Consider the following 25,701-nt stretch of genomic DNA (forward strand, 5'->3'; position numbering starts at 1 on the left):
AGAACGAACCAAAAATAAATAGCATGAACAAGAGATGAATAAGGCGTTAAGCCGTGCAGACGGCTATCTAATTGATAGTTAATAAAAATGTTAATATTTACGTTTTGTAAATGATTGTGAATGAGAACTATTGTTAATAAGTAAGTGTAAGGGTTTTGTCTTAGGGAAGGATGGAGTTTAGGGATAGATCAAGAAAATTTGATATAGATCATTGCAGATATCTCTTGAATCGAATAGCGACTTTGTTATACTCGCTGCGAATTTTCAGTTTAGACTGAAAGTTCTGAACTAATCAATTCTATCAAGATAAAAACATCAGGATAATCTGTGCCACTGTTAAGCTATGTTCGACATACTGCTACTACTGACGACACAACCTATCAAGGTTGTACGATCACGCGTGCGCAGTTATTCGGTCGTATTTTCAGTGTGCTAAGCGCATTGATGATGTTTAACACGGCATTATTATTCACTGGCATGCTAGGTGATGTAGCTGAATTAGAAGCACTTTTTGCAGATAATTCACTACCTGACTCTGTTTTGGTGATGCTTGGAGAGTTTTGGGCTCAGCCTATCTTGTCATTACAATTATTGATAGGTCTTTATTGGTTAGTTTTCCATACTATTTTGCCTACACGCGCTGGCGTTGTCCTGCGTAAAACGGCATTCGCCTCTACTGAGGCTATTCAACCTCAACCGGTGCCTAGCGCACATGGTTGTCGTGCTCCTCCTTTTGGGTACCGCTGTCTGTTTGCGTAATCGCAATATTTGAGTCCAGTGCGTTTGATTTACGCGATTTGGATCTGCAGTCAGCAATTCAGTTTCAATTACATTAATCGGCTACTTACCGTCCTTTTAGGGCGAATTGTAAGCTTAGTAAATGTGATTGTCCGTTTACTGTATCGATTATTTGGTAAATGGTTAGTGACTGGTATCAAAGGAGCTTTTCCCTTCACTAATACATTTTCCCTGATGGATACAGTGCAATTCGAACTTGTGCAGCATAGCTTGCACAAATAGATACTCAGCGCGCTTGATAAATAAGCCGCAGCTTATCGTTGAAGGGTAATCAATTGAATAAACGTAGTGTTGTGAATTATGCGTTCGCTTCATTGGGGCTTATGCTCACCGGCTGTAGTGGTGGCATTTTAGATCCCAAGGGGCAAATTGGCATGGATGAGAAGTCCTTGATCATCATTGCCACTGTACTGATGTTACTCGTTGTAGTACCAGTTATTATTCTTACCTTATATTTTGCGTGGAAGTACCGAGACGGTCGTGACCACGAGATTTATGCACCTAAATGGGCTCACTCTAACAAAATAGAAGCCGTGGTTTGGACCATTCCGATTGTGATTATTATTGTACTTGGGGTGATCACTTGGCGCTCTACACAATCACTTGATCCGTATAAGCCGTTGGAAGGTAAAGGTGAACACCTCACTGTTCAGGTGGTATCGCTCAACTGGAAGTGGTTATTTATCTATCCTGAGCAAGGCATTGCTACAGTGAATGAGCTGGTATTTCCAGCGAATGTACCAGTGGAGTATAAAATCACTTCCGAAAGCACCATGAACTCTTTTTTCATTCCACAGCTTGGTAGCCAAATCTACTCGATGGCAGGGATGGAAACGCAGCTTCACCTGATTGCCAACGAGCCGGGGACGTTCAAAGGCTTTTCTGCTAACTACAGCGGAGCGGGCTTTACGGGTATGAAGTTCGATGCCATTGCGACCAAAGACAAAGCAAGTTTTGATAACTGGGTTGCCGATGTCAAAGCAAACGGCGAAGCCTTAACCGCAGGTCGTTACACGCAACTGGCTGAGCCTTCGGAATATCACCCCGTTGAATATTTTGGCTCGGTAGAGCAGGGCTTATTCCACACCATAGTTATGAAGTACATGCAGGGCCATGGCGAAATGAGTTATTACGCCAAACCAGAGCATGCTGCGCATCCACATTACGGCAAGGCTGAGGAGTAATTATGTCGTTGTTTGGTAAATTATCCATCGAGGCAATCCCTTATCACGAACCCATCATTATGGTGACGTTAGCTGTGGTGGCGATTGTTGGTCTAATTGTGGCTGCAATGGTCACAAAACACAAAAAATGGGGCGTGCTGTGGCACGATTGGATTACTTCAATCGATCATAAACGCCTAGGCGTGATGTACATTATCTTGGCATTAATTATGTTAATGCGTGGTTTTGCCGACGCCATCATGATGCGTACACAGTTGGCGATGGCCACAAGCGGCGCTGCCGGTTACTTACCTCCTGAGCACTATGACCAGATCTTCACTGCACACGGGGTGATCATGATCATCTTTATGGCGATGCCATTTATGATTGGTTTGATGAATATCATCTTGCCACTGCAAATTGGTGCTAGAGATGTTGCTTTTCCGTTTTTGAATAATCTCAGTTTTTGGCTGACGGCGGGCGGGGCAATTCTGATCAATTTATCCTTGGCATTTGGTGAGTTTGCAAAAACCGGTTGGGTTGCGTATCCGCCATTGTCGGAGTTGTCGTTTAGTCCCGGCGTCGGGGTGGATTACTATATTTGGGCACTGCAAATATCCGGGCTTGGGACATTGCTCACTGCCGTGAATTTCTTGGTAACCGTATTTAAGATGCGTGCACCTGGCATGACGCTAATGAAAATGCCTATTTTTACTTGGACTTGTACTTGGGCAAATATCCTAGTTGCGGCGTCTTTCCCAATTCTTACTGCGGTGCTCGCGATGCTAACGCTTGACCGTTATATGGATTTCCACTTCTTCACCAATGAAGCCGGTGGTAATGCCATGATGTATATCAATCTGTTCTGGGCATGGGGTCACCCTGAAGTTTATATTTTGATCTTACCTGCGTTTGGGATTTTCTCAGAAATTATTTCAACCTTTACAGGTAAACGCCTGTTTGGCTATAAGTCGATGGTGTATGCCAGCGGTGCGATTTCTATTTTGGGCTTTATTGTTTGGCTACATCACTTCTTTACTATGGGTTCAAGCGCCAATGTTAATGCTTTCTTTGGGGTCATGACGATGGTCATTGCGGTCCCGACGGGAGTAAAACTCTTTAACTGGTTATTTACCATGTATCGCGGTCGTTTGCGGATCACGGTGCCGGTCCTTTGGACGTTAGGGTTTATGGTGACCTTTACCGTTGGTGGGATGACTGGCGTACTGCTTGCGATTCCTGGCGCGGACTATGTGCTGCACAACAGTCTTTTCCTAATTGCACATTTCCATAACACCATTATCGGTGGGGCAGTGTTTGGTTATCTGGCGGGTTTTGCTTACTGGTTCCCTAAAGTTATGGGTTACAAGCTTGATGAGCGTTGGGGTAAAGCCTCATTTTGGTGCTGGCTGGTTGGCTTCTTTGTGGCCTTTATGCCGCTTTATGTGCTCGGCTTCTTGGGCATGACACGTCGTCTTAATCATACCAACACGCCAGAGTGGAACATTTGGCTATACATCGCGTGTATTGGTGCCTTTATCATTATGTTTGGGATAGTTTTCCAAGTGGTACAGCTAGTGGTGAGTTACAAAAACCGCGAGCAATTGCAAGACACCACAGGCGATCCGTGGAATGGGCATACGCTAGAATGGTCAACGGACTCTCCTCCGCAGTACTACAATTTCGCGAAAACCCCTGTGGTTGACGATATTGACGCTTGGACAGAAATGAAAGAGCAGGGACAGGCATATCAAAAGCCTGCACATTATCAGCCTATTCACATGCCAAAAAATACCCCGGCTGGAGTGCTTATCAGCGCGTCATTGACCGTGTTTTGCTTTGCCATGATTTGGCATATTTGGTGGTTAGCGGCGGTGGGTTTTGTCAGTGCTATCGCGGTATTTATTAAGCGTTGTTACACCAGCGACGTTGATTATTATGTTCAGGTTGACGAGATTGAGCAGATTGAGTCTGCCCACCTTTCTCGCGCATTACAGGAGGGTTAATTCATGAGTGCAATTACTCCCGCTACGCTGCATGCGTTAGAAGATGCTCACGAGCATGCAGATCATGACACAGGTTCAAATACCGTATTCGGTTTTTGGCTATATCTGATGACGGACTGTTTGTTGTTTGCCTCTTTCTTTGCCACTTATGCCGTGTTGTACATGAACACGGCAGGCGGGGTGTCTGGCAAAGACATATTCGAGCTGGGCTTTGTTGCGGTTGAAACCGCGGCCCTACTGTTAAGTAGTATTACCTTTGGTTTTGCCATGATAGCGGCAAACAAGCAGAAAAAGTCGCAAACCTTATCTTGGCTTGCGGTGACATTTGCCTTTGGTGCGGTGTTTATTGGTATGGAAGTATATGAATTCCATCACTTAATAGTACATGGTCATGGACCGCAGCATAGTGCTTTTCTGACTTCTTTCTTCTCATTGGTGGGTCTGCACGGCATGCACGTGACGGCAGGCTTGATTTGGATGACTGTGATGATGATTGAAGTGACACGTCGTGGTCTTAAGCCACAAACGGTAACGCGTTTGAGCTGCTTAAGCTTGTTCTGGCACTTTTTAGATATCGTGTGGATCTGTGTATTTACCGTTGTTTATTTAATGGGGGCAATGTAATGAGCCATAGTGAATCTCAAGCGTTAGCACAGATGGATGTTCATGAGCATGAACACGACAGCCACGGTAGTGTGAAGTCGTATCTAATTGGTTTTGTGCTATCCGTTATTTTGACAGCCATTCCTTTTGCTGCCGTGATGAGTGGCAGCTTGTCATCTAGCACGACATTTTGGACGTTAGTGACAACCGCGTTAGTGCAAATTTGGGTGCACCTGAAGTACTTTTTACACCTGAACTTTGTTACGGAAGAAGGCAAGGCAAGCACGCTTTCCTTTATCTTTAGTGCGTTGATTATTGTGATGGTAGTGGGGCTGTCGGTCTGGATCATCTACGAATCGAACGCCATGATGATGTATTAACAGGAGAGTAGTCATGCTGCGTCGTTATTTTCAGGTGACAAAACCTGGGATCATTATGGGAAACTTGATTTCAGTCGCAGGAGGCTTTTTATTGGCCTCTCGAGGTGAAGTTGATTGGCTGCTATTTGCCTTGACTCTACTGGGGCTATCTTTAGTCGTTGCGTCAGGTTGTGTAGTTAACAATGTCATCGACAGGGATATCGATGCGGCAATGGCTCGCACTAAAACTCGCGTGACAGTAACTGGGGAAATTTCCTCAGTTGCTGCACTGTCACATAGTCTGGTACTCGGATTATCTGGCTTTGGGCTCTTAGCCTATTTCACCAATTGGATTGCGCTGGGTTTTGCCGCATTTGGGTTTTTTATTTATGTCGGTGTTTACAGCTTATACATGAAACGAAACTCAGTGTATGGCACGGTGGTTGGTAGCCTGTCTGGGGCAGTGCCTCCTGTGGTTGGTTACTGCGCAGTAAGCGGGGTGTTTGACTCTGGCGCTGCCATTTTATTATTGATGTTTTGTCTTTGGCAAATGCCGCACTCTTACGCCATTGCGATTTTCCGTTTTGAAGATTACCGGGCCGCGAATATTCCGGTGTTGCCAGTCGCGCGAGGTGTTGAAAAGGCCAAGCATCACATTGTTTTGTATATCGCCATTTATGCACTGGTGGTGATGTTACTACCGCTTAGCGGTTATACCGGCATAGCATTTATGGCGGTGGCCTGTACAACCAGTTTTTGGTGGTTATTGATGGCGCTAAAAGGATACCAAAGAGACTTAGATTTACATGGTTGGGCGAGGCAAGTATTTGCATTCTCAATAGTCAATATCACAGTCCTAAGTATCGCGATGGCGATTGATAATCACAGCACAGTTTCTGCGATGCTGTACTGATCGCAGATTATCCCAAAGTAACTAAAATCCAAAGGCCCACAGGGCCTTTTTTCGTTCTTATCTTATTTGTTTTACGTCGCTTGCTTTTTACCCGTTTTATCTCCATATCAAGCTTATTGAATAGATGAGAAGATAATAATGGATATAGGGATCACAGAAGTATTGTTGTTATTTACGGCGATTTTTATCGCGTCCTTTTTACTTTTTAAGGTCGTGATATGGGCCAAAAAAATGCCAAAAGGCGCCTATCTATTTTTGGCTTTAATGCCGCTCATTTCTCTTTTTCCTATTCCACCACCCGTTTTTAAAAATGTCGCGAAAGCCAAACAAGAACAACGTAAAAAAGCCCCTAAATCAGAACCATAATCACACAGGAAAATAGCTTAATGTCAGCTTCGATATTTATTGTTAACCTTACTTATGTTACCGAAATTGAACAGGTAGAGCCGCTGCTCGCTCCTCACATTGCGTTTTTAGATCGCTTCTATGCCAATGGTACCTTTATCGCCTCTGGCAGAAAAATCCCACGAACTGGTGGGGTTATTTTGGCAAAGGCGAGTAGTGAAGCTGAGCTACTTGATATTGTTCGTCAAGATCCCTTTTATGTCGCCGAGGTGGCTCGGTATGACATTATCGAGTTTGTACCAAGCAAGTTTGCATCTTGCTTTACAGAAGTAGAGAAATATCTTAATTCTTGAGTGCCCGCTTGGCCACGTCCGTATCGTGACAGGTATAGGCCGTTGAAATAATCCCTTCGCTCAATAGAAACAAGCGCTCGACAGCGGCATCATCAGCGTCGTTGAGCGCTTGTTTAAGTAACGTTTTTACCGCAAGTTTGTGCCGCTGGCATAGTTGATTTATTGGGTTGGTAAGCTCACCAAATTCTACCGCCGTGTTGATAAAGTAACAACCACGGAAATCGCCCAGCATCGCCACTTTATTATTAATCCACTGATCTAGTGCTGAAAATAGCTGCTCTGTGAGCTGTTCATTCGTTTGAGCATTTTCAAGGCAACGAGATAACCAAGATATAAATAGGTGATGCCGCTGCTCAAGTGTTGCAAGCACCAGCGCCTCTTTACTCTCAAAATGGTTGTACAGGGTTTTTTTAGCAATGCCAGATGACTTTAATACTTCGTTAATGCCAATGGCATGAATGCCATGTTGATAAAACAGTCCCATTGCGCAATCGATCAGTTGTTGTCTTTTTGTACTCATCAGTCAGCCATGTTTATTCGCGTGATTATAGGTTGACAGAAGTAGACCAACTTGTCTACTATTTGCGAGGTAGACAAGTTGGTCTACCTTTTGGAAAGGGAAAGAATACAATGAGAGAAATACAACTTGCTTTAATTGCTGGAGCAGGGGCGTTTATCGCAATTGCAATATTGGCGTTTAGTCAAACGATAAGTGCTGAGCATATTTTTTTAATGGCACCTTTGGGCGCGACGGCAGTGCTGGTATTTGGTGTGCCTGAAAGCCCACTAGCGCAGCCTAAAAATGTCATATTTGGACATATCATTACCGCTACAATCGGGATTATTTTTGCGCAGTATATCGGTGTTAACGAATTCACTTTGGCATTAGCAACGGGGCTTGGCGTATTTAGTATGTTAGTAACAAAAACCACCCACCCACCGGCTGGCGCGAATCCAATACTGATCATGTTGGCACTAGAGGGCTGGAGCTTTTTATTTACGCCTGTGATTATTGGTGCAGTGGTGCTCGTGCTGGTTGGTAAAGCAACGTTAGCGGCTAAAATAAAGCTAACTACAATAACAGCTGCTTGATACTAATCACGCAATTTTCACTTTATTTAATATGCAGACTGCAATGGTCTGCTGTCCTCATAATACCAATCAAATTCACTTTCCAACCAATTTAAAAGGCTAAATACTCTATTCTATGTGTCAAAAGCTTCGCAACGAAATAACCTAAGGTTTAGGTAAAAAAATGGATTAACGTATTATTTTTTATCACATTAAATTATTTTCTTATCTAGCTGGAAAGGCATTAGTTATCCGAAGAGTAGTTACCATAGTAAAGTTTTTGCTGGGCCTATTTAGAGGTAACCGTATTGGTGGTTGCAAAGGGTGGAAGCCTTACTAAGAGGCCATTTCCTCGCTGCAAAAGGGCTCGTTTACTTAATGTAATTGTTATAGACTAAGCTTTAGCAAACACTTTAACGATTCAAATATTTTTTAATTATTTGACGCCAAACAAACTTATAGTGTCGGTTGGTAAATAAGAATAACAATAAGCCTTACATGGAGTAGATGTAGTTTGGAGCGTATTCAATTTGGCGAGTTTCAGTTTGATACTGGAGCCTATGAATTAACATATCACGGGCAAGTTGTCGCACTTGATCCGAGAATGGTCGCATTGCTGGTTTTTTGCCTCGACAATCCCAATCGAATAATTACTCGGGATGAGTTACAAGATGCGATTTGGCAAGGTGTGATTGTAACCGATAACGCTATCAACAAATTGGTTGCTAATTTACGAAAAACCCTAAATGACGACCCTAAATCTCCACAATATATTCAAACTGTGCCTAAACTGGGCTATCGCTTTATTGCTTCAATAAGTAAGGTCGGTGATGTTAAAGGTCCTAATTATCAAAGATATTTGAAAAGCAGCTCTAGTTATAATAATAAGGTACTTGGTGGCGCGTTGATCGGTTTGCTCGTTATTGCTGTTTTCGTTTGGAACAGTATTGAAGATACTGAGCTGAGTTATGGTGAAAACAGCGTATTGACTCGGGTTTTGGGTGCCAAGCGTAGTTTGGTTGTCGCCCCAAAAGGGAATTCAGTGAGTTTTATCAATGATACTAGAGGTCATGGGAATACACTTTGGATGAAACATCTCGGTAATAATCACGATGATGTTGGTACTGAAGTGAGCAGTGGAGAGTACTACATTGAGTCTTTAATTGCGCAAACGTCGACAAGTCTTATTTTTTATGGTTATAACGAAGGTCAGTGCGGTTGGTTCAAAGCTCCTTTTACTGAACAGGCAAACAGTATTGAGCGAGCACATGTTCAGCGGTTAGGCTGTGACAATCTCGTTGCTCACCGGCTTACCTATGCTACCAAGCAAGAGGCGATATGGTTGTTGGGACATGCCAGAAATCATGAGCATAGAAATACATTATATAAAGTTAATTTTGAAAGTGGGGTTGAGCTAGTCAACATTGCTTTGCCTCAAGATTGGCATTTTGTCTCTGTGGATTTAAAACCCGATTCAAATGATTTGTTATTAATAGCTCATAATAGCCAAGGCATCAGCCGCTTATTTGACTTTGATATCGAGTCGCAAACTTTATCCATCCTAGCTGATATCCAGCAACAAATTGAGTTTGGAATTTGGGGACAAGGTGGTGGTGATGTTGTCTATGTGTCGGCTTCCAAGCCGACCCAATTACAACTGTTTAATACGCAAAATGACAAGGAACAAACGCTTGTAAGTTTGGGGGATAGAATTTGTTGTGAGTTAGCGCGCCATCCCAATGAAAAAGATTACATTTACTCAACATACGACAAAAACATTGATCTAAATTGGCAAACAGCAGGTTTTGAGTTAGATAATAGCAACGGCAATGAGCGATTACCTGCATTTGCAAACGATCAAGTCGGGATCTACTTTGCTTCCAATCGTGCTGGTCATAGTTACATCTATTTTCAAGCTCCAGAACAACGAGCTACACCCATTTTTCCTATTGCAGAACATGCAGTATTGAGAGGCCTTTCTGTCTCTCCCGATGATAGGTTTGTGCTACTTAATCACGATAATCACCAATTGTGGTTGCTTGACAATGAAGAGAGAAAGGTAACACAGCAAACCTACTTAGACGGTTATGGCTTTGCCCAATCTTGGATTAATTCTACGTTATTTGCTATTACAGTGAAGCAAAATAAGACGCGTAAAGTTAGAGTCTACAACCGTCAACTACAATTAGTTGCAGAGCTCCCTTCATCATGGGTAAGGCTAATGGTTGATAAAACAGATAAAAAGTCTGTGTATGTGTACAATCAGCAAAGCGAACTTTATAGGTTCAACTTAGCTGATGTTCTCAATGGTCAGATGAAAAATGGGGCTTTACTTGGTGAAATAGCGCATTTTCACCAAGGTGTTATAGAAAAAGGCGTGCTTTATGCCGGTAACGATAAAGAGACAACACTCACTACCTATAAGATTCATGATGACTCGCTACAGCGATTAAGCCAAAAGCGTTTTGATGGTTATTACGGATTTGATGTTAGAGATGGTCAAATTATTTATGCCAGTGCTCGGGCATTTAGTAGTGATTTATACACTACCCGAGCACAGTAGAGAAAATAATATGTGATCCTTACCATCTATATGTGTAAGCTAGTTTTATCGCCGTCTCATCGGTGGTTTCTACACGTTCATGCCAGCCAGATCCTAAGTCGTAACCGCGATTGATGCTAGCGATATAGACAGCATTTGGAGATGGCTCGTAACGTAACCGACTAAATAGCGAGAAATTGTTAGTTTGGTTATTGTGTTGTAATAACGTATTCCAAGACCACTCAGTGTTAAATGCAACGTTAATTTTGAGCTGAGTGTTGAATAGCTGATCATTAATACCATCTCTTTCATAGTAATACATATTACGACTCAAGTTTAAAAATAGATGTCTGTTCGGGCGGTAGTTTAGGTCAAGACTGACTCGCTCTAGCTCAGCATCATAAAATTCTCCCTTAGTGATGCGGGAAGTGACATAAATAGGTCTGCTATTGGCACTACTGAAGTAAATTTCGTTTTGGTTGTAATTATATTCCTTAGGCACAAAAGTGAGTTTATTCGTAAAGCTAAAGGGTTTTGTTAACATCCTTTGATAGCGATTGTGCGTGAAGAAGAAAAAATCATCACTTTTAAAATCGATTTGTAGCGGTCTTATAAAAATGCTTTGTCCTTCACGCTTACCTTGCGTGTCCTCCCATAAATAATAAAAGCCGGTAAATTGGTAGTAATTAACCTGCTCACCTAACCAACCTGATTGCGGTCGTATTCTGTAGTGACTCACCGTTTCATAGTATTTTAGATCTTTCCTGTTCACAAAACCTAAAGTAGGATTAAAGTTCTTTCCTACATACTGAAAACGGTTGCGCATGTAAAATGTATCACTGAGCAGGCGCATCGACGCACCGTAAGACTTATTATCTTCATTAGAAATAGCATTGTGTGACGCCGATTCCGCTTCCTGATAATAGGCATGTGCATCAACAGGAAACTGTTCAAATATATTTCCTTGATAACGATAGTCTGCACCGAATAGCGTGCTATCTGATTGGTCATTGGGGCTACCGTGCGTCACTATTGCGCCTATTTGATGTTTGTCTACAACTTGGTGAATGATACGGGCAACACTTAATTGAGTATCTTCTGACTGCATGGCATCTTGCTCTTGGTTTACGCTCAATATGCCTAGGCGGGTGTTACCAATTTGCCCGGTAAGCTTAGTACCCCAGTTGATGTCTAACAGACCGGATTGGCGACCTTGCCCAATGCGCCTTGAATAGAAAGGCATGCCATTTGAATAGGTATCATCCATGCCACCAAAGCGGAAAATTTGACTATCTTGCAGGAAAAAATCACGTTTTTCAGTAAAGTACTGACTAAACCTAGTGGTATTTAAAGGGACTTCGTCCACTTCTGTGCCAGAAAAATCAGTGTTGAGAGTCAGCATGGCTGATAGGTTTGGAGTGAGCTTGTATAACACATCAAGTGCAGGAGTGAGCTCGCTTTTTTCATTATTAGTGCTTTTTAGTGCTAGGCTTGGTTTTAGCTCTAGGCCGATACCTTGCTTCAAGTTGCGAAGACCGCTGATTGGTGCCAGTTGATTAGTGTGCCAAGCATAATTGTTGGGGTTATTGACGTTCCAGTAAATCTGCGTGTTCGGGCTTGCTGTTCTATGCCTTAACTGCAACCCCCATAGTGCGGCATTTTGCTCAAATGAGATGGATTGCATTGGGATCGCAATCTCAACTGACCAACTGTTTGCTTCTACGGAAGTTTTGGCATGCCAAAGCGTTTTCCACTGTGCGATATAGCTGGTGCCATCAACAAGGCCATCCTCTTTTACTCCGGAGGGAGTGACGTGAAATAAATATGCATCGGATTTATCGAAATTTGTGTCGAGCACTAGACCAAAGTAATCTTCGTCCCACATATATTCACCTTGGGAGAGTACTCTGTCGGTCAATGTATGTTTTGGTTGGTAAATTTTTGCTGCCACGTAAAAGAATTCACTGTCATAGCTGACATATGCTTCGATATTATGAGTGGGCTGGTCTCCAACATTGGGTCTAAATACCACAAAATCCTCAATCAGCCTCGCATCTTGCCATTCACTTTTAGATAACTTGCCATCAATAATGGGCTTGATATTGGTTTTAGGTATATGTGTTTCGGGCTGAGTGAACTGTTGCCAATTTGCTTCACTATAAGAGGAAGTAATGCAGGATAAGACGCAAAGCGCAATCAAGTGGGGTTTCTGGCTAAAAGTACTTTTCATATTATTTTTCTCATTACGATGGATAGATAAATGATGCAGCAGTCGCTGTATAAAGAAGTGATAAAGGCGAGAATTGTGATGACAAAAAGGTGATTTATGGTGATGAAAAGGTGTCTAGTTAATTGAAATCAATGGTAATAAATAGCAATGACAAAATTTCATTAAGCGCGTTTTTGGGTTTCGTGCTAGCATGGCTGCAACGGAATTACTTTGTCTGATTGACCAATTGATAGCATTACATCTCTTTAGTCGGCTGTTTTATGGGGTACGTAGTGCCAAATGTACGAAAGAAGGCCTCCACCTTAAGTCGAAATCTGCTGACAGTTTCATCCCCTTTAGCGCTATGACAGTTCCGCCAGCACCTCAGCGTGGTTGGCTTGCTCAAAAAGTCCTGATCAAACAGGGTCACGAGACCTATGTGTTAAGTGTTAAAAATCAAGGTGCAGATGAGTTAGTGCAACAATTGCAACGACTGTGGATCTTACACCATGGCAAGCACTTGCAAGTCAAAATTCGTAAAATCGAGCAGTTATTAACGCGTCGATATCTCAGCCATCATAATCAAACTCTAGTACGTCATGTTTGCAGTGCCTTATGGTCCAGCTGGCAGCACCTAGATGACAATATCGTGCCAAGTTCGTTAAAGCCTCAAATAGCAACAGTACGAGAAATTGCACTTTGGAATGAGCGTGATATTGCTGAGTTTCAGTCTGCTTTTGTCGAACACTACTTGGCAAAAGACGCTAACTATTTTGACAGCGTTGAATCAAATCCCCTTACAGTAGCTCAGCGTAAGGCTTGTGTGATCCAGGATGACAGGCAATTACTGCTTGCTGGCGCTGGCACGGGTAAGACAAGCGTTATCAAGGCCAAAGTTGGGTATCTTTTGCATCGTAAATTAGCTCAGGCGAATGAGCTGTTATTGCTTGCGTATGGTAATGATGCCGCGACGGAGATGCGTCAGCGCTGTCAGCCTCTCTGTGATACCTTAAATTGCTCTACCTTTCACTCGCTTGGCATGCAGATCATCGAAGCGGTTACAGGGGCAAAGCCGACAATTTCAAATCTAGCAACGGATAAAAAACTATTTAAACAATTTGTTGCAGACACCGTGCAGTCGTTGCGACAAGAAAGCCACTTTGAGCGAGACTTTGCGCTATTTCTGAAAAGTTCGAGCACACAGCAAGCGTCACAGGCGATAGACCTGATAAGTCAGGTATTACCTTTGATGAAGCATGCTCAAATAATGGGTGAGGTTGAGCAACTGCTGACGCAATTTAGTAATCAAATGAGTGTGATCATGCCAGTTCTTGCGGAATATCAGCTGTATTTAAGCAATGAGTCTAGCATCGATTTCGATGACATGCTGGAGCGGGCTATTTATTACGTAGAGTCTGGTCAGTTTATTTCACCGTGGAAGTTCATCTTGGTCGACGAATTTCAAGACATCTCCCGTGTGCGGGCAAAGCTCATTCAGGTGCTGCTAGATAAAAAAGCCGGCTCGCAATTGTTCGCCGTTGGTGATGATTGGCAGGCTATTTATCGCTTTAGTGGTGGCGATATGCGCCTAACCACCGAATTTACTCGGTATTTTGGTAAGTCGACGACCACATATTTGGATAAAACATTCCGTTATCCTCAAACCATTTTAGATACGGCGAGTGAGTTTATTTGCCGCAACCCAGAACAAATAACTAAGCATATCACTTCTCATACCACCGGCGTGGCGGGGCAGGGTGTGGTAAAAGTTATGGTGGATGACGAATTGTCGCAGGCGCAACAACTGCTCAATCTTATCGAGCAGCGCAACGAAGGAAAAGCTTCTGTTATCTTACTGGCGAGAAATCACAGAGCATTACCTGATAAATCAAAGATTGCGCAGTGGCGGCAGCTCTATCCAGAACTTATTATTTCACATAACACCTTTCACGGTGCTAAAGGGACTGAAGCAGACTTTACGATAGTATTTGGTCTCAAGCATAGAAACTTTCCGTCACAGGTAAAAACGCCAGCATTTGTCGATGCGCTTTTACCTGCACAAGGGGCATTTCCCGACGCAGAAGAGCGACGCTTATTCTATGTGGCGTTAACCAGAGCGAAGAAACAATGCTTTTTATTAGCGCCAAACGATGCACCTTCTTACTTTTTAGAGGAAATCGCATAATTATTAATCCCTGTTGATGGACTTGATCTTTTTGCGCCATGCACTCATACAGTTACTTGTTGAATTAAAAAATAAGCGAGGAAAGGATGAGTACGGATCTACTACAAGACGCGTTGAAAAGATTAAACCATATAGTCGAAAAAACAGGAATTAACGAGTCTACCTATCAAGCGTTAGCCCAGCCCCAAAGAACGCTGTCGAGCAATATCTCAATTCGTCGTGACAACGGTAAGCTTGACTATTTTAAGGCGTATCGTTGTCAATACAATGATTTGCTAGGCCCAACAAAAGGCGGAATACGCTTTCACCAAGAGTCTGATATGAGTGAGGTGCAAGCTTTAGCCCTTTGGATGACACTAAAGTGTGCGGCGGTTGGCGTGCCATTTGGCGGTGGTAAAGGTGCCGTAACCGTTGACCCTAAATCACTGAGTCCGATGGAGCTTGAGCGCCTTGCTCGAGCATATATTAGAGCTAATGCTGATTTTATTGGACCCGATCAAGATATTCCCGCACCGGATGTGTACACCAATGCCAGAGTCATGGGTTGGATGATGGATGAATACGAGAAAATCGTCCGTAAAAAAAGTCCAGCCGTGATCACTGGTAAACCGCTTATTTTTGGAGGGAGTGAAGGGCGAGAGTCCGCCACGGGTCGCGGTGCATTTTTAATGATAGAGCGGCTTAGTGAAAAAAATAATTGGAATAAAGCGGAACAAACAGTAGCTATTCAAGGCTTTGGTAATGGTGGCTATCACTGTGCAAGGCTATTGCAGCAAGCGGGCTATAAAGTCGTTGCAGTAAGCGATTCAAAAGGCGGGATTTACTGTAAAGATGGCTTAGATATAGAAAGCATTTATCAAGAAAAGCAACGCAATAAGGCACTTAAAGCCGTGTACTGTGATGATTCGGTCTGTGAAAGCGTTGAACATAAAGTGCTGAGTAATGAAGAGCTGCTTGCGCTGGATGTAGACATTTTGGTGCCCGCAGCGCTATCCGGCGCAATCACCCGAGATAACGCCAAAGCAGTATCGGCAAAGTATATTGTCGAAATTGCCAATGGACCCATTGAGGCGGACGCCGACGAAACCTTGCATGAACAGGGCGTGATAGTGATCCCTGATATTTTAGCTAATGCTGGCGGCGTTATCGTAAGCTATTTTGAGTGGTGTCAGAATCGCCAAGGTGAGGCCTGGGACGAACATACTGTGCAAAATAAATTGGCGCAATATTTATCGAGTGCGTTTGAAGCGGCGTGGCAGCTGCGAAGTGATGAAGGGCTTGAGATGCGAGATGCCGTATACAAACTGGCGTTAAAACGGATTGAGAGCGCCTTGGAAGCCCACGGGACACAATCTTACTTTGAAAATCGTGAGTAGTTTTTTAGATTGTGTCGATAAATTTTTTTTGCTGTACTGTTTTCGGGTGAGTCCACATAATCGCGCTTTTGTTTGGGGGCCGGTGATACACGAACCTGCTTAGGTGTTTTCACTTAACAATTCGTGTCGACAGCGACCCTCTTATTCCGCTACTCAAGGGGCAATTCGTATGCGCGGTTGGATCATTTACAAAGACTCTGCCAGTTTGTTAAAACCTGAAATTTATGAAATAGATAGATTGATGGCGGTGGCAAAGGAAGAAGGTATTGATCTTCAAGTTTACTCACCTGATCAATTTGATCTATTGGTAACCAGAGAAGATGAAGAAAGTATTCTAATCGATGGTCAGCCGGTTGCGTTACCTGACTTTGTACTGCCGCGTATGGGGGCAGGCACAACTTACTTTACGCTTGCGATTATCCGTCACCTTGAGCGTTTAGGCGTACATTGTTTTAACTCTTCACAGTCTATCGAAACTGTAAAAGATAAGCTGTATGCGCAGCAGATCCTTGCAGAGCAAAACTTACCAACACCAAAAACCATGTTGGTTAAGTTCCCTGTAAATATTGAACTGGTAGAGAAGCAAATTGGTTTCCCGGTGGTGATTAAAACGCTATCAGGCTCGCAGGGCAGCGGCGTATTTTTGTCTAAATCACGCGGTGAATTTGATGATTTGATGCAACTTATTGAAGCGACAAATCCAAAAGCAAATATCATTTTACAGCGCTTTGTGAAGTCGAGTCATGGTCGAGACTTACGTGTATTGACCATTGGTGGCCGTGCTGTCGCTTGTATGGAGCGTAATTCTGGCGGTAAGAACTTTAAGGCCAACGTAAGTTTAGGTGCAAAAGGTAGCCCACACCCGATCACCCCTGAAATCGAATGGCTAGCAACACAGACCGCTAATATCCTGAATCTAGATGTTGCTGGCATCGACTTATTATTCGATGAAGAGCATTTTAAAATTTGTGAAGCAAACTCAAGTCCAGGTTTTGAAGGGCTAGAACAGGCTGTAGACATTGATGTGGCGAGAGAGATTTTACACTTTATTCGAATTCGCTTAGGGATCTTTAACCGCACTGGTCAATCAAAGAAGAGCAGTAACGGCACTAAAGCGAGCAAAGAAAAAGCAGCGGAATAATACCGCTACGTCATAACAAGAAAGGAGCTAGGCCAAGCTCCTTTTTTATTGCGTGAAGGGCTCAAGCGCGCCTCTTAGTGCGTCAAGCTGAATTGGCTTAGACAGAAAGTTATTCATGCCGGCTTCATAACAGGCTGCCTTATCGGACTCAGAAGTATTGGCGGTCAACGCAATAATATGTGGTCCTTGGCGTTTATCTTTTGCAAGCCGACGAATACTCCGAGTGGCTTCAAAGCCATCCATAATCGGCATGACGCAATCCATAAACACAATATCAAAGGTTTTGTCTTGGCATGATTTTACGGCTTGCTCGCCGTTATAAACTTTGTCGATGTGAGTTGCACCAAACTGATTCAGTAACTTTTCCATCACCAGTACGTTGATTTGATTATCATCTACAAGCAGGATTTTACATTCTGATAAGGAAATATGCTGCTCTTCAGTCTTTTGCTCTTGTACGTCGTTGGCCTCGTCTGCAAACTCTATTGGGAAGGTAACGATAAAGGTACTTCCTTTACCCAACTCACTTTCTACCTGTACTTCGCCTTGTAACAAATTACAAAGCTCAAATACGATTGAAAGGCCAAGACCAGTACCACCAAAATGCCGACTTACACTGGCATCGCCTTGGCTAAATGGCTGAAAAAGATGTACTTGATTGGTCTTAGCAATCCCTATGCCTGTGTCTGAGACACTTAATTGTAGAACCGGTGAAGTTTCACTTCCCAGCACGTCGGCATAAATATCGATACTACCCGTTGGTGTAAATTTGATGGCGTTACTCACGAGGTTTGCAATAATTTGTTTAACTCGTGTCGGATCTGAATAGAGCCAATTTGTGCCTTGTTTATGAATATGGAAGTTGATTGCAAGCCCTTTTTCGCGACAGGCTGGACTGTACAGGCCAACAACTTGTTCGACTAACTGATGAAGATCAAACGCGGTATTGTCTAGCTTCAGGTTGTTACTATTTAACTTACTGAAGTCTAATACGTCGTTTATCAATGTGATCAACATATCTGCACTGTTGACTGCGACGCTCAGGTTACTCTTGATTTCTTTTATGTCGGTTTCTTTTCGGCACGCTTGCAGCATGCCGACTAAGCCATTCAGCGGGGTTCTTAATTCATGGCTGATTTTGGCGATAAATTCACTTCGAGTCTTAAGAAGTTGCTCCGCTTCTTCGCGCTTTTGCTCTAATGCAATACGCATTTTGACTTGTTCATCAATGTCTTGAATTGCACCAAAAACCCGAACGCATTCGCCATTTTCATATTCACCTTGACCGTGAGAGGCGACCCACTTTTCGTTGCCGTTGGCATCAATAATAATGGACTCTATGTCCCATTTGGTTTTGGAGGTGATGGCGTCATCTATGGCTTGTTTAATGTTTCCTTGGTGAATGCCGGGTTTGTAGAAGCTGATGGCATTGTTGAGTGTTGGTGTAAAGTTATCATCAACGCCATGAATGAGTCGCGTTTGTTGGCTCCAATACACTTTGTTCTTTTTAAAGTCGACTTCCCATGAGCCAATATCAGCAAGACGACTCATCGCTGCTAATGCTTGTGAGCGGTGTTGTATCTTTTTTAACGCCTTTTGCCGAGAAATTTCAACACCAATCCATTGACCTAATAAACTCACGTAATCTAAGTGTTCTTGACTGAACGCCTGAGCTTTGGCACTGGATGCGGAAAAGTTGACGGTACCATAGCGTTTACCATCAACAATAATTGGCGCACCAATGTAGCTCTCTAGGCCAAAGTTTGCGTAGCAAGGATGAGTGGCAATTTCGCTGGTACCAGCGTGATGAAATGACAGTGCGCTGTCAGCTTGTAAAGTGTGCCAGCAATAGGTGTTTGCCAGTTCAAAATCCGTACCTACCAACAAAGAATTATCTGGAGTGATCACATGCCTTACAGTGTATACATCAGCTTGGATTTCACTGACGATTGCAATATCAAGCTCAAATACATCGAGGCCAAGAGTCAGCAGCGCCGTCACTTTTTCTTCAAATGTGGTGTCTTGGTTTGTGGTGATGAGGTGTAATCGTTTTAAAATACTCACAAATTTCACATTGGCAGTACAAGGCAGTTAATCATTTAACTTTAACCGCTCTTTGCTAACTTGCCAACATTAAATCGTTTGAGTCTGTCGAGATAATTTCCGTTTTTCAAAGGATTATGAATAAAATAGTCATCGCGGGATTTATCACAATTTTTTAAGGCAAATCTATGAAATACGTAGGTCTACTTTTTTTATTAATGACAACGGTCGTAAGTGCACAAACACTTCGTGTTGCTACCTTTAATGTCAGTATGGAAGCAACGAACTATCAACAAAAAGGGCAAGCACTGGACTCTCAAAAGCTCAGTAAGTTGCTACAAAATGGTCAACATCAACAAATCAAGAATATTGCAGAAATCATTCAGCGTGTTCGTCCAGATGTGATGCTGCTCAATGAATTTGATTACATCGCTGAACCAAATAAAGGTGTACAGGCATTTGTAAATAACTATCTAGCACAACCTCAAGCGGATCAGCAGCCGATATCGTACCCTTATTTTTATATTGCGCCAGTCAATACTGGATTACCAACACCGTATGATTTAGATAATGACGGTAAGCAATCTAACTATGGCGGTGATGCCCAAGGGTTTGGGTTATATGAGGGGCAATATGGGATGGTTGTGCTGTCAAAGTACCCGATTAAAAAAGAGCAGGCCCGAACTTTGCAGGCATTTCTTTGGAAAGATATGCCAAACCATATGGTGACAATAGATCCGACGACGAGACAGCCTTGGTATAGTGAGCAAGAGTGGCAAAGCTTGAGGCTAAGCTCAAAATCTCACTGGGATCTGCCAATTGAAGTGAATGGTAAATTGTTTCACCTGTTGGCTATGCACCCAACTCCCCCTGTCTTTGATGGTGAAGAGGATAGGAATGGCAACAGAAATCACGATGAGATCCGCTTAATGGCTGATTATATCGACCCTAAACGTAGCCAGTACATTTATGATGACAATGGTGTTAAAGGTGGCCTTAAAAATGATACACGATTTATCATCGTCGGTGATTTAAACGCTGCTGATAAAGGCGATAAGCATAGACCAGGCGTGATAGAACAATTATTAGATAACCCTAAAGTATTCTCGAACTTTACGCCAAAAAGCAGAGGGGGAAGTGAACATAGCAAGGAAAGTGAGAGTCGCAGTTATACCGCACATTGGGGGGCTCGTGTAGATTACGTATTGCCATCCAAGTTCGGTTTTCGAGTGATTAGCAGCGGGGTTTTCTGGCCAAGCAAAGAAGATGAATTATTCCGTTTAGTGGAAAGTCGTCATGCCAGCTCCGATCACCGTTTAGTTTGGGTAGACGTGGAAGTTAAGTGACCGCAGTGATTGGTCAATTGTGTCGCTTATTACAAATTTAAACAATGACTAACGGAACTAAACCGAAATAACCCTTAAGCTTGCACTTAATGAATAGGAGAGTGTGATGAAAAGAATTCTATTAAGTGTTGGTTTAGCGGTTTGGTTATCCGGGTGTGCTCATCATGATGATGTGCGTCCATCGTCTGATGGTGTGCATAATATTATGTTATTTTCCGACAGCCGTGATGCGGGTAGTAAAGAGGCATTAAAGCAGGCCAGACACTATTGCAAACAAGCTGATATGGTCGCGTATGTTGTGAATCTAGATATCATTTATAACAGTGATACGCCTGAGAGTACTTATATCACGCAAAAAGGCGTAGCTAACGCCGTTGAGGCTGCTGGTATGGCAATGTGGATTTTTGGTCGAAATAGTGTCGATGATGCAGGGGCTGCAATGACCATAGGTGGAGGAATAGCCGATGGTGCGCTCGGTAAGCCTTATGATGTGCGATTAAATTTCAAATGTGGATGAATGATTAGTCAGCACGTCTAACGTCGCAACATGCTTCAATCTTCATCCTTTTTTGGATTATTTTGAGGCGTGTTGTTTTTGGATGTTACCTTATCTTTGTCAAAAGGCGCCGTTTGCTCGTCTATTTTCTTTTTCATTTCAAATTTGGCGGAATATTTTAACAACGCAATATTGCTCCAAATCACCCCTAACACACCAGCAATGATCAAGATCACTTGCCATGTTTCTAATTGATTGCCCATTCTAGCTCCTCAAAAAAGCCCTATTTTTTAAATTTGTCCTGAAATAGGTGAGCATTTTAGCGCGACTGTTGATATTATTCACCACCTAGTCATTTCGCGATAATTATGCTGCATATATTTACATTCTGAGGATAATAGCGCATTCATGGAACAAGTGTTAATTTGGCCTGCCCAGTATCCCATGCTGTTAAAGGGGTTAATCGAACAAAACGGTGCTTACATTCTAGATGCCATAGAGGCATGGCCGAATTGCCAACAAATGAAAGATGAGCAGGGCGTAACGACCACTGTTCTACCTCCTTTATTTTACCTCGCTTGGCTACGACCGCTAGAGCCGTTCGAAGCCTGTTATTTTCAGCATATTGATGACTATGACGATAAACAGCGTCAATACGTTAATAGCGTAATTCAACACATTGAGGAAAATGATACTGATCAGGATGAGCTAATAAAAACTCTTATTCAGCGTCTTGGTCAGTACTCTAACATTCAAGCTCAGGTACAAGAGCAAAGTTTATCGTTTGTGGAGTTGCTCTGTGACAAACATTATGAAAAAACGCTGATATGGCTATTGGAGAAAGGGCTTAAGTTTAGTGCGAAAGAAATTGTTGCTCTGTGGTGCAACAGCTCAGAGGCAATACAGACGACACTATTGACTCATATTGATACTTGTCTGCTTGACCGAGCAGCTACTGCTAAACTAGCAACGGATAGTTTGCTGGATGGACAGCAGACTTTTGAGCTGCTTTGCGCGATGTGTGACAAAGATGAAGTGACGGGTCTTTTGGAACAAGCGCTATTGTTCCAGCTAACCCAGCAACAGGTGAAGCAATCAGCGATTATTACACTGGTAACGCAGGGCGCGAAAGGAACCGCAAGAGATAGCAACGGGCGCTCTGCCATTATGTTAGCGGTTGAAAATGGTTTTGTGAGTGCAGTTGAAACCATGTTGCCGCACCATAAAGTAAATGAGTTGGACGAATCGGGCAGGAACTTAATGCATTATGCGGCGGCATCGAACTCTGCTGCTATGATCGAAATGATTTTTGAACATGGTGATGACCCGACGCTTGCGGATATTCATGGCGACACCCCTTACCGTGTGGCTATGAAAAATCAGGCGCTTACTTCTAAGCAAACATTTGAACAGCACGGGATTATCGAGCTTTCTAACGAGGCAAAGTATCAAAAAATTAAAACCGTCCATATTCTTTATGCCTTTGCTGCTATTTTGCTACCACTTCAGTTATTTTTATTTTTTACTGATGAGGTTGATGAAAAAACCATTGCAACACTTGTCACTACGGCTGCTTCTATCGCAATTTTTGTTTTTGCGAGACGAAAACGCAGTAACCCTCTATACCCGAATAGCTCAACACCTTGGTCACTTATCGGGGTAAATGCGTTAGCTTGGCTTAGTATTGGTGTGCAGGTATTGTTTTCAGTATTGGTGTTGATAGCTGTACTCTCGTTGCAGTAGCGTACCATATCGAATAATACCAAGGCATGAATACGAAAAAAGCGCAGTTGCTTCATTGAAGACTGCGCTTTTTTAATCTAGCTACGCAAGCGAGATTATGACTCTTTATGTTCGTGAGCTGCCTTTTCGTCAGCAAGGTCTTCTTTTAACTTGCGGATCTTCAATCCTAACTCTTGGCCTCTGTGCCTTGCATAGTAAGTGCAACCAATAAACATGGATGTTGCAAAGCCAATCTCAAGCAGGACTAACACTAGCTCGTCAGGAGATGTCCACAACAGGGTAAAGCCGTGGATAAAATAAAACATCACGACAAAGTTTGCCCACGCATAAGTGTATGGCTTATCTTGCAAAATACCTTTAAGCGGGAGTAATAAAGGCAAAACGTACACCACAAAGACAAAACCCAAGCTGTAACCTTCTCTTGGTGCAAGCACAAAGAGCCACAGTGGCATTAGGATCAGGAGACCAAAATACCCGACTAGCGCACAGAGTTGAAAGCGTCTAGTGATGGGCTTTTTTGCAATTTCATTCATGTTAACTTTTCCGCGACGCGTAGCAGTCGACTCGCTGCTGCACGACAAATTTTGATTTCTGTTTGAGTGAGAGAAGTATTGTTTTGGCTGCCTGCAACATGTGTTGCACCGTAAGGCGTCCCACCCATTTCGGTCGCCAAAAGCTCTGGAACATCATAGGGGATACCTAACAACATCATGCCGTGGTGTAATAACGGTAAAGAGAGGTTGAGTAGAGTAGCCTCATTGCCACCGTGCATACTGCTTGAAGAAGAAAATACGCAGGCTGGTTTATCGATGAGCGCGCCTTTAAGCCACAAATCGCTGGTGGTTTCCCAAAACGCTTTCGCTTGAGCTGCCATCATACCAAAGCGTGTAGGAGTGCCAAACGCCAAACCGTCGCACGCTACTAAATCTTGCTTTGTTACGACCACATCATGGTCGTGACGTTTCTCAAAAACGCGTACTATGGATTCACCGCCTTGTGACACTATGGTGTCTGCAAATTCGTGCGCCATATTCGCCACAGAGCCATGGCTAGAGTGGTATAAAATAAGAATTTTACTCATTACAGGATATCAAGCACTGACTCTGGAGGCCTGCCAATTGCCGCCTTATCACCGTTGACAACGATAGGACGCTCAATCAGTTTAGGGTTTTCAAGCATGGCTGTGCGCAGCGTCGCTTCGTCCGAGTCTTTCGATAGTCCAAGCTCTTTGTAGAGCGTCTCTTTGCTGCGGACGAGCTGGTGAGCAGAACTAAATCCAAGTTTAGAAAGTAAATTAGCCAAAGTGTCACTATCAATTGGCGTCTTTAGGTATTCAATAACGGTAGGATTAACGCCATTGGACTCTAGTAAAGCTAGGGTTTCACGTGATTTTGAACAGCGCGGGTTGTGATAGATTTCTACTGACATGATTTCGCTCTATTTTGCTCTAAGTCGTAATGTAAGCGGATCATAGCTTAATGTAGAGATGACGAAAAGCGATGTGCGAGAAAATTGGCTTAAATACGTTTTTACTATTGCTGTAAGAAATCGCTAAGCCTACAGCTTAGCGATTTCTTTTTGCATATTACGGTATTGGCTAAGTAGTGCCTTTAACCTTGTACGCTTGATATCTTCTTTGTCTTCAACATGATTGAGTGCACGTTGTACTTCGTCTGCTGCCTTATTAAATGCACCGTACTGGGCATAGACACTCGCTTTTGACTCATGGTAAGCCGCCTTGTTTTCTTGGGCTTCGTAGGCTTGTGTGAGTAAATCACGAGCGAGGATATGGTCTGGTTTCTCAAGCAAAAAGATCTTAAGCAATTGCTCTGCAACTTCATACTGTTTTGCTTTTATGGCGGCATTAGCATAATTCAGTGTGATAACTTGGTTATTGGGCCTAAGTTGATGTTGAGCTTGAAGCATCTCAACGGCTTTGTCTGAGTGCTCTGTCGCAATTAAATAATCGGTATACACATCAAGATAAAACAGGTTATTTGGATCTTTTTCTAACAACTCATCCAATAATTTGCCAGCTTCCTCGTATTTTTTTTGATCGAGTAACGTAATTGCTAATCCGTATTGTAGGGCGCGTTTGTCGAGCTCTGCTGAGCGCCTTAAAGAGTTTCTAAAAAAGGCTTCCCCAGCATCTTCGGAATAATAGTATCGAGCAAGCACACGGCTTTTAGCCAACGCGTAGGAAAGGCTTGAGGGATAATGCTTTTTCTCGAATTGTTGTGCTCTAAGTCTAACGTCCGATACTCGGCTGTCGGGTAACGGGTGTGTAAGCAAAAACGCAGGGGGTTTATTTTTAAAGCGAATTTGATCCGAGAGCTTAGTTAAAAATTCACTGGCCGCATAGGGGTCAAAGCCTGCTTTATGTAATGTATTCATACCAAATCGGTCGGCTTCTTGCTCGGCTTTTCGGCTATGCGTTAGTTGGTTCAACGATGATTGCGTTTGGCTTGCGGATAAAATGGCGATACCCGCATCCGGGGCAACAACGGTTGCTAAAATGCCAGTAATAAGCCCCGCTATGGTCAAGGCGCTGTTGTCTTTTGCGTTTTGTACGCGGCGTGCTAAATGACGTTGGGTAACGTGCGCAATTTCGTGGCCAATAACGGATGCTAATTGACTCTCGTTATCGGATTGCGCAATGAGTCCCGTATGTACACCAACGTGGCCTCCGTAAAAAGCGAAGGCATTAATATCTTTGTTATTTATCCAAAAAAAAGTAAATGGAAAGCGTACGTCATTAGCATTGGCGACGAGGCGATTGCCCAGGCTAGTTAAGTACTCTTCAAGTACCGGATCGCCAACCACAGGGGAGCGCGAGCGTAGCTGCATCATCATGACTTCGCCGATCGCTTGCTCTTTTTCAATAGGTAGTACTTGGAGAGCTGAAGTGCCTAAATCAGGTAGTTTCAGCTCTGTTTGTGCCATAGCACTGCTTGATGCAGCGAGCGCAAATGTTAAAACGATTGAATTTAATAGGGGCTTTAACCGCAT

The 25,701-nt window shown here is 43.1% G+C and carries 24 protein-coding genes; 16 read left to right on the forward strand and 8 right to left on the reverse strand.

Going from position 1 to position 25,701, the window contains the following annotated elements; translation table 11 throughout:
• Positions 1–327: 327 nt before the first annotated feature.
• The 8 genes from CTT31_RS06610 (at position 328) to CTT31_RS06645 (ending at position 6,540) form a co-directional block, all read left to right on the forward strand.
• Entirely contained in the window at positions 328–759 is a 432-nt protein-coding gene (locus CTT31_RS06610) for a hypothetical protein (RefSeq protein WP_069019791.1), read from the forward strand.
• Positions 760–1,121: 362 nt separating this feature from the next.
• A complete protein-coding gene (gene cyoA / locus CTT31_RS06615; RefSeq protein ID WP_370649642.1) occupies positions 1,122–1,982 on the forward strand; it encodes a ubiquinol oxidase subunit II in 861 nt (286 codons plus the stop codon).
• A 2-nt stretch (positions 1,983–1,984) separates the two neighbouring features.
• Positions 1,985–3,967, forward strand: coding sequence for a cytochrome o ubiquinol oxidase subunit I (gene cyoB / locus CTT31_RS06620; RefSeq protein WP_045989093.1), 1,983 nt, complete (start codon positions 1,985–1,987; stop codon positions 3,965–3,967).
• 3 nt (positions 3,968–3,970) lie between these two features.
• Positions 3,971–4,591 (forward strand): cytochrome o ubiquinol oxidase subunit III, encoded by a 621-nt coding sequence (gene cyoC / locus CTT31_RS06625; RefSeq protein ID WP_010606488.1) that lies wholly within the window; start codon positions 3,971–3,973, stop codon positions 4,589–4,591.
• Complete coding sequence (cyoD, locus tag CTT31_RS06630) at positions 4,591–4,950, forward strand: cytochrome o ubiquinol oxidase subunit IV (protein WP_017218861.1); 360 nt, start codon at positions 4,591–4,593, stop codon at positions 4,948–4,950. Before cyoC ends, cyoD begins: the two co-directional genes overlap by 1 nt.
• 13 nt (positions 4,951–4,963) lie before the next feature.
• On the forward strand, positions 4,964–5,842 hold the full coding sequence (gene cyoE / locus CTT31_RS06635) for a heme o synthase (protein ID WP_260492226.1): 879 nt from the start codon (positions 4,964–4,966) through the stop codon (positions 5,840–5,842).
• 138 nt (positions 5,843–5,980) lie between these two features.
• The gene (locus CTT31_RS06640) at positions 5,981–6,208 is read left to right on the forward strand and encodes a hypothetical protein (protein ID WP_260492227.1); all 228 of its coding nucleotides are present in this window, start codon (positions 5,981–5,983) and stop codon (positions 6,206–6,208) included.
• 20 nt (positions 6,209–6,228) lie between these two features.
• On the forward strand, positions 6,229–6,540 hold the full coding sequence (locus CTT31_RS06645) for a YciI family protein (RefSeq protein WP_045989089.1): 312 nt from the start codon (positions 6,229–6,231) through the stop codon (positions 6,538–6,540).
• Here the strand turns inward: CTT31_RS06645 and CTT31_RS06650 are convergent.
• Positions 6,530–7,060 carry a TetR/AcrR family transcriptional regulator gene (locus CTT31_RS06650; protein WP_260492228.1) on the reverse strand — a complete coding sequence of 177 codons (531 nt, stop codon included), beginning with the start codon at positions 7,058–7,060 and terminating at the stop codon, positions 6,530–6,532. The genes CTT31_RS06645 and CTT31_RS06650 overlap by 11 nt on opposite strands.
• 110 nt (positions 7,061–7,170) lie before the next feature.
• Between CTT31_RS06650 and CTT31_RS06655 the strand changes: the two genes are divergently transcribed.
• Positions 7,171–7,632: an HPP family protein gene (locus CTT31_RS06655; protein WP_039492336.1), complete on the forward strand. Its 462-nt coding sequence runs from the start codon at positions 7,171–7,173 to the stop codon at positions 7,630–7,632.
• A 493-nt stretch (positions 7,633–8,125) separates the two neighbouring features.
• Positions 8,126–10,174, forward strand: coding sequence for a winged helix-turn-helix domain-containing protein (locus CTT31_RS06660; RefSeq protein WP_260492229.1), 2,049 nt, complete (start codon positions 8,126–8,128; stop codon positions 10,172–10,174).
• A gap of 19 nt (positions 10,175–10,193) precedes the next feature.
• Here CTT31_RS06660 and CTT31_RS06665 read toward each other — a convergent pair whose 3' ends face one another.
• Complete coding sequence (locus tag CTT31_RS06665) at positions 10,194–12,383, reverse strand: carbohydrate binding family 9 domain-containing protein (protein WP_260492230.1); 2,190 nt, start codon at positions 12,381–12,383, stop codon at positions 10,194–10,196.
• A gap of 190 nt (positions 12,384–12,573) precedes the next feature.
• Here CTT31_RS06665 and CTT31_RS06670 point away from each other — a divergent pair, with 190 nt between their 5' ends.
• The 3 genes from CTT31_RS06670 (at position 12,574) to CTT31_RS06680 (ending at position 17,064) form a co-directional block, all read left to right on the forward strand.
• A complete protein-coding gene (locus CTT31_RS06670) occupies positions 12,574–14,547 on the forward strand; it encodes a UvrD-helicase domain-containing protein (RefSeq protein WP_260492231.1) in 1,974 nt (657 codons plus the stop codon).
• A gap of 86 nt (positions 14,548–14,633) precedes the next feature.
• Entirely contained in the window at positions 14,634–15,923 is a 1,290-nt protein-coding gene (locus tag CTT31_RS06675) for a Glu/Leu/Phe/Val family dehydrogenase (protein ID WP_260492232.1), read from the forward strand.
• A gap of 169 nt (positions 15,924–16,092) precedes the next feature.
• Positions 16,093–17,064, forward strand: coding sequence for an ATP-grasp domain-containing protein (locus tag CTT31_RS06680; RefSeq protein ID WP_010375495.1), 972 nt, complete (start codon positions 16,093–16,095; stop codon positions 17,062–17,064).
• Positions 17,065–17,109: 45 nt separating this feature from the next.
• On the opposite strand, the gene CTT31_RS06685 is transcribed toward CTT31_RS06680, so the two are convergent.
• Positions 17,110–19,128, reverse strand: a complete 2,019-nt coding sequence (locus CTT31_RS06685; protein ID WP_260492233.1) for a hybrid sensor histidine kinase/response regulator — start codon at positions 19,126–19,128, stop codon at positions 17,110–17,112.
• A 167-nt stretch (positions 19,129–19,295) separates the two neighbouring features.
• Between CTT31_RS06685 and CTT31_RS06690 the strand changes: the two genes are divergently transcribed.
• Entirely contained in the window at positions 19,296–20,453 is a 1,158-nt protein-coding gene (locus CTT31_RS06690) for an endonuclease/exonuclease/phosphatase family protein (RefSeq protein ID WP_260492234.1), read from the forward strand.
• A gap of 106 nt (positions 20,454–20,559) precedes the next feature.
• The gene (locus CTT31_RS06695; protein WP_017218873.1) at positions 20,560–20,970 is read left to right on the forward strand and encodes a hypothetical protein; all 411 of its coding nucleotides are present in this window, start codon (positions 20,560–20,562) and stop codon (positions 20,968–20,970) included.
• A gap of 35 nt (positions 20,971–21,005) precedes the next feature.
• On the opposite strand, the gene CTT31_RS06700 is transcribed toward CTT31_RS06695, so the two are convergent.
• Positions 21,006–21,212, reverse strand: a complete 207-nt coding sequence (locus CTT31_RS06700) for a DUF2897 family protein (protein WP_069019746.1) — start codon at positions 21,210–21,212, stop codon at positions 21,006–21,008.
• Positions 21,213–21,357: 145 nt separating this feature from the next.
• Between CTT31_RS06700 and CTT31_RS06705 the strand changes: the two genes are divergently transcribed.
• Positions 21,358–22,692 (forward strand): ankyrin repeat domain-containing protein, encoded by a 1,335-nt coding sequence (locus CTT31_RS06705; RefSeq protein ID WP_260492235.1) that lies wholly within the window; start codon positions 21,358–21,360, stop codon positions 22,690–22,692.
• 95 nt (positions 22,693–22,787) lie between these two features.
• Here the strand turns inward: CTT31_RS06705 and CTT31_RS06710 are convergent, their stop codons facing one another.
• The 4 genes from CTT31_RS06710 to bepA form a co-directional block, all read right to left on the reverse strand.
• A complete protein-coding gene (locus CTT31_RS06710; RefSeq protein ID WP_010375505.1) occupies positions 22,788–23,225 on the reverse strand; it encodes a DUF2069 domain-containing protein in 438 nt (145 codons plus the stop codon).
• Positions 23,222–23,773: an NAD(P)H:quinone oxidoreductase gene (gene wrbA / locus CTT31_RS06715; RefSeq protein WP_260492236.1), complete on the reverse strand. Its 552-nt coding sequence runs from the start codon at positions 23,771–23,773 to the stop codon at positions 23,222–23,224. The genes CTT31_RS06710 and wrbA overlap by 4 nt, the downstream gene beginning before the upstream one ends.
• Complete coding sequence (gene arsC, locus CTT31_RS06720; protein ID WP_260492237.1) at positions 23,773–24,120, reverse strand: arsenate reductase (glutaredoxin); 348 nt, start codon at positions 24,118–24,120, stop codon at positions 23,773–23,775. The genes wrbA and arsC overlap by 1 nt, the downstream gene beginning before the upstream one ends.
• Before the next feature lie 129 nt (positions 24,121–24,249).
• Positions 24,250–25,701, reverse strand: coding sequence for a beta-barrel assembly-enhancing protease (gene bepA / locus CTT31_RS06725; RefSeq protein ID WP_260492238.1), 1,452 nt, complete (start codon positions 25,699–25,701; stop codon positions 24,250–24,252).

It is taken from the genome of Pseudoalteromonas maricaloris, from assembly GCF_024746855.1.
Taxonomy (GTDB): Bacteria; Pseudomonadota; Gammaproteobacteria; order Enterobacterales; family Alteromonadaceae; genus Pseudoalteromonas; species Pseudoalteromonas maricaloris.

Coding starts and splice junctions, on each gene's coding strand:
- cyoA (WP_370649642.1), top strand. CDS start 1,122: ATGCTCACCGGCTGTAGTGGTGGCATTTTAGATCCCAAGGGGCAAATT.
- cyoB (WP_045989093.1), top strand. CDS start 1,985: ATGTCGTTGTTTGGTAAATTATCCATCGAGGCAATCCCTTATCACGAA.
- cyoC (WP_010606488.1), top strand. CDS start 3,971: ATGAGTGCAATTACTCCCGCTACGCTGCATGCGTTAGAAGATGCTCAC.
- cyoD (WP_017218861.1), top strand. CDS start 4,591: ATGAGCCATAGTGAATCTCAAGCGTTAGCACAGATGGATGTTCATGAG.
- cyoE (WP_260492226.1), top strand. CDS start 4,964: ATGCTGCGTCGTTATTTTCAGGTGACAAAACCTGGGATCATTATGGGA.
- CTT31_RS06640 (WP_260492227.1), top strand. CDS start 5,981: ATGGATATAGGGATCACAGAAGTATTGTTGTTATTTACGGCGATTTTT.
- CTT31_RS06645 (WP_045989089.1), top strand. CDS start 6,229: ATGTCAGCTTCGATATTTATTGTTAACCTTACTTATGTTACCGAAATT.
- CTT31_RS06650 (WP_260492228.1), bottom strand. CDS start 7,060: ATGAGTACAAAAAGACAACAACTGATCGATTGCGCAATGGGACTGTTT.
- CTT31_RS06655 (WP_039492336.1), top strand. CDS start 7,171: ATGAGAGAAATACAACTTGCTTTAATTGCTGGAGCAGGGGCGTTTATC.
- CTT31_RS06665 (WP_260492230.1), bottom strand. CDS start 12,383: ATGAAAAGTACTTTTAGCCAGAAACCCCACTTGATTGCGCTTTGCGTC.
- CTT31_RS06670 (WP_260492231.1), top strand. CDS start 12,574: ATGGCTGCAACGGAATTACTTTGTCTGATTGACCAATTGATAGCATTA.
- CTT31_RS06675 (WP_260492232.1), top strand. CDS start 14,634: ATGAGTACGGATCTACTACAAGACGCGTTGAAAAGATTAAACCATATA.
- CTT31_RS06680 (WP_010375495.1), top strand. CDS start 16,093: ATGCGCGGTTGGATCATTTACAAAGACTCTGCCAGTTTGTTAAAACCT.
- CTT31_RS06690 (WP_260492234.1), top strand. CDS start 19,296: ATGAAATACGTAGGTCTACTTTTTTTATTAATGACAACGGTCGTAAGT.
- CTT31_RS06695 (WP_017218873.1), top strand. CDS start 20,560: ATGAAAAGAATTCTATTAAGTGTTGGTTTAGCGGTTTGGTTATCCGGG.
- CTT31_RS06700 (WP_069019746.1), bottom strand. CDS start 21,212: ATGGGCAATCAATTAGAAACATGGCAAGTGATCTTGATCATTGCTGGT.
- CTT31_RS06705 (WP_260492235.1), top strand. CDS start 21,358: ATGGAACAAGTGTTAATTTGGCCTGCCCAGTATCCCATGCTGTTAAAG.
- CTT31_RS06710 (WP_010375505.1), bottom strand. CDS start 23,225: ATGAATGAAATTGCAAAAAAGCCCATCACTAGACGCTTTCAACTCTGT.
- wrbA (WP_260492236.1), bottom strand. CDS start 23,773: ATGAGTAAAATTCTTATTTTATACCACTCTAGCCATGGCTCTGTGGCG.
- arsC (WP_260492237.1), bottom strand. CDS start 24,120: ATGTCAGTAGAAATCTATCACAACCCGCGCTGTTCAAAATCACGTGAA.
- bepA (WP_260492238.1), bottom strand. CDS start 25,701: ATGCGGTTAAAGCCCCTATTAAATTCAATCGTTTTAACATTTGCGCTC.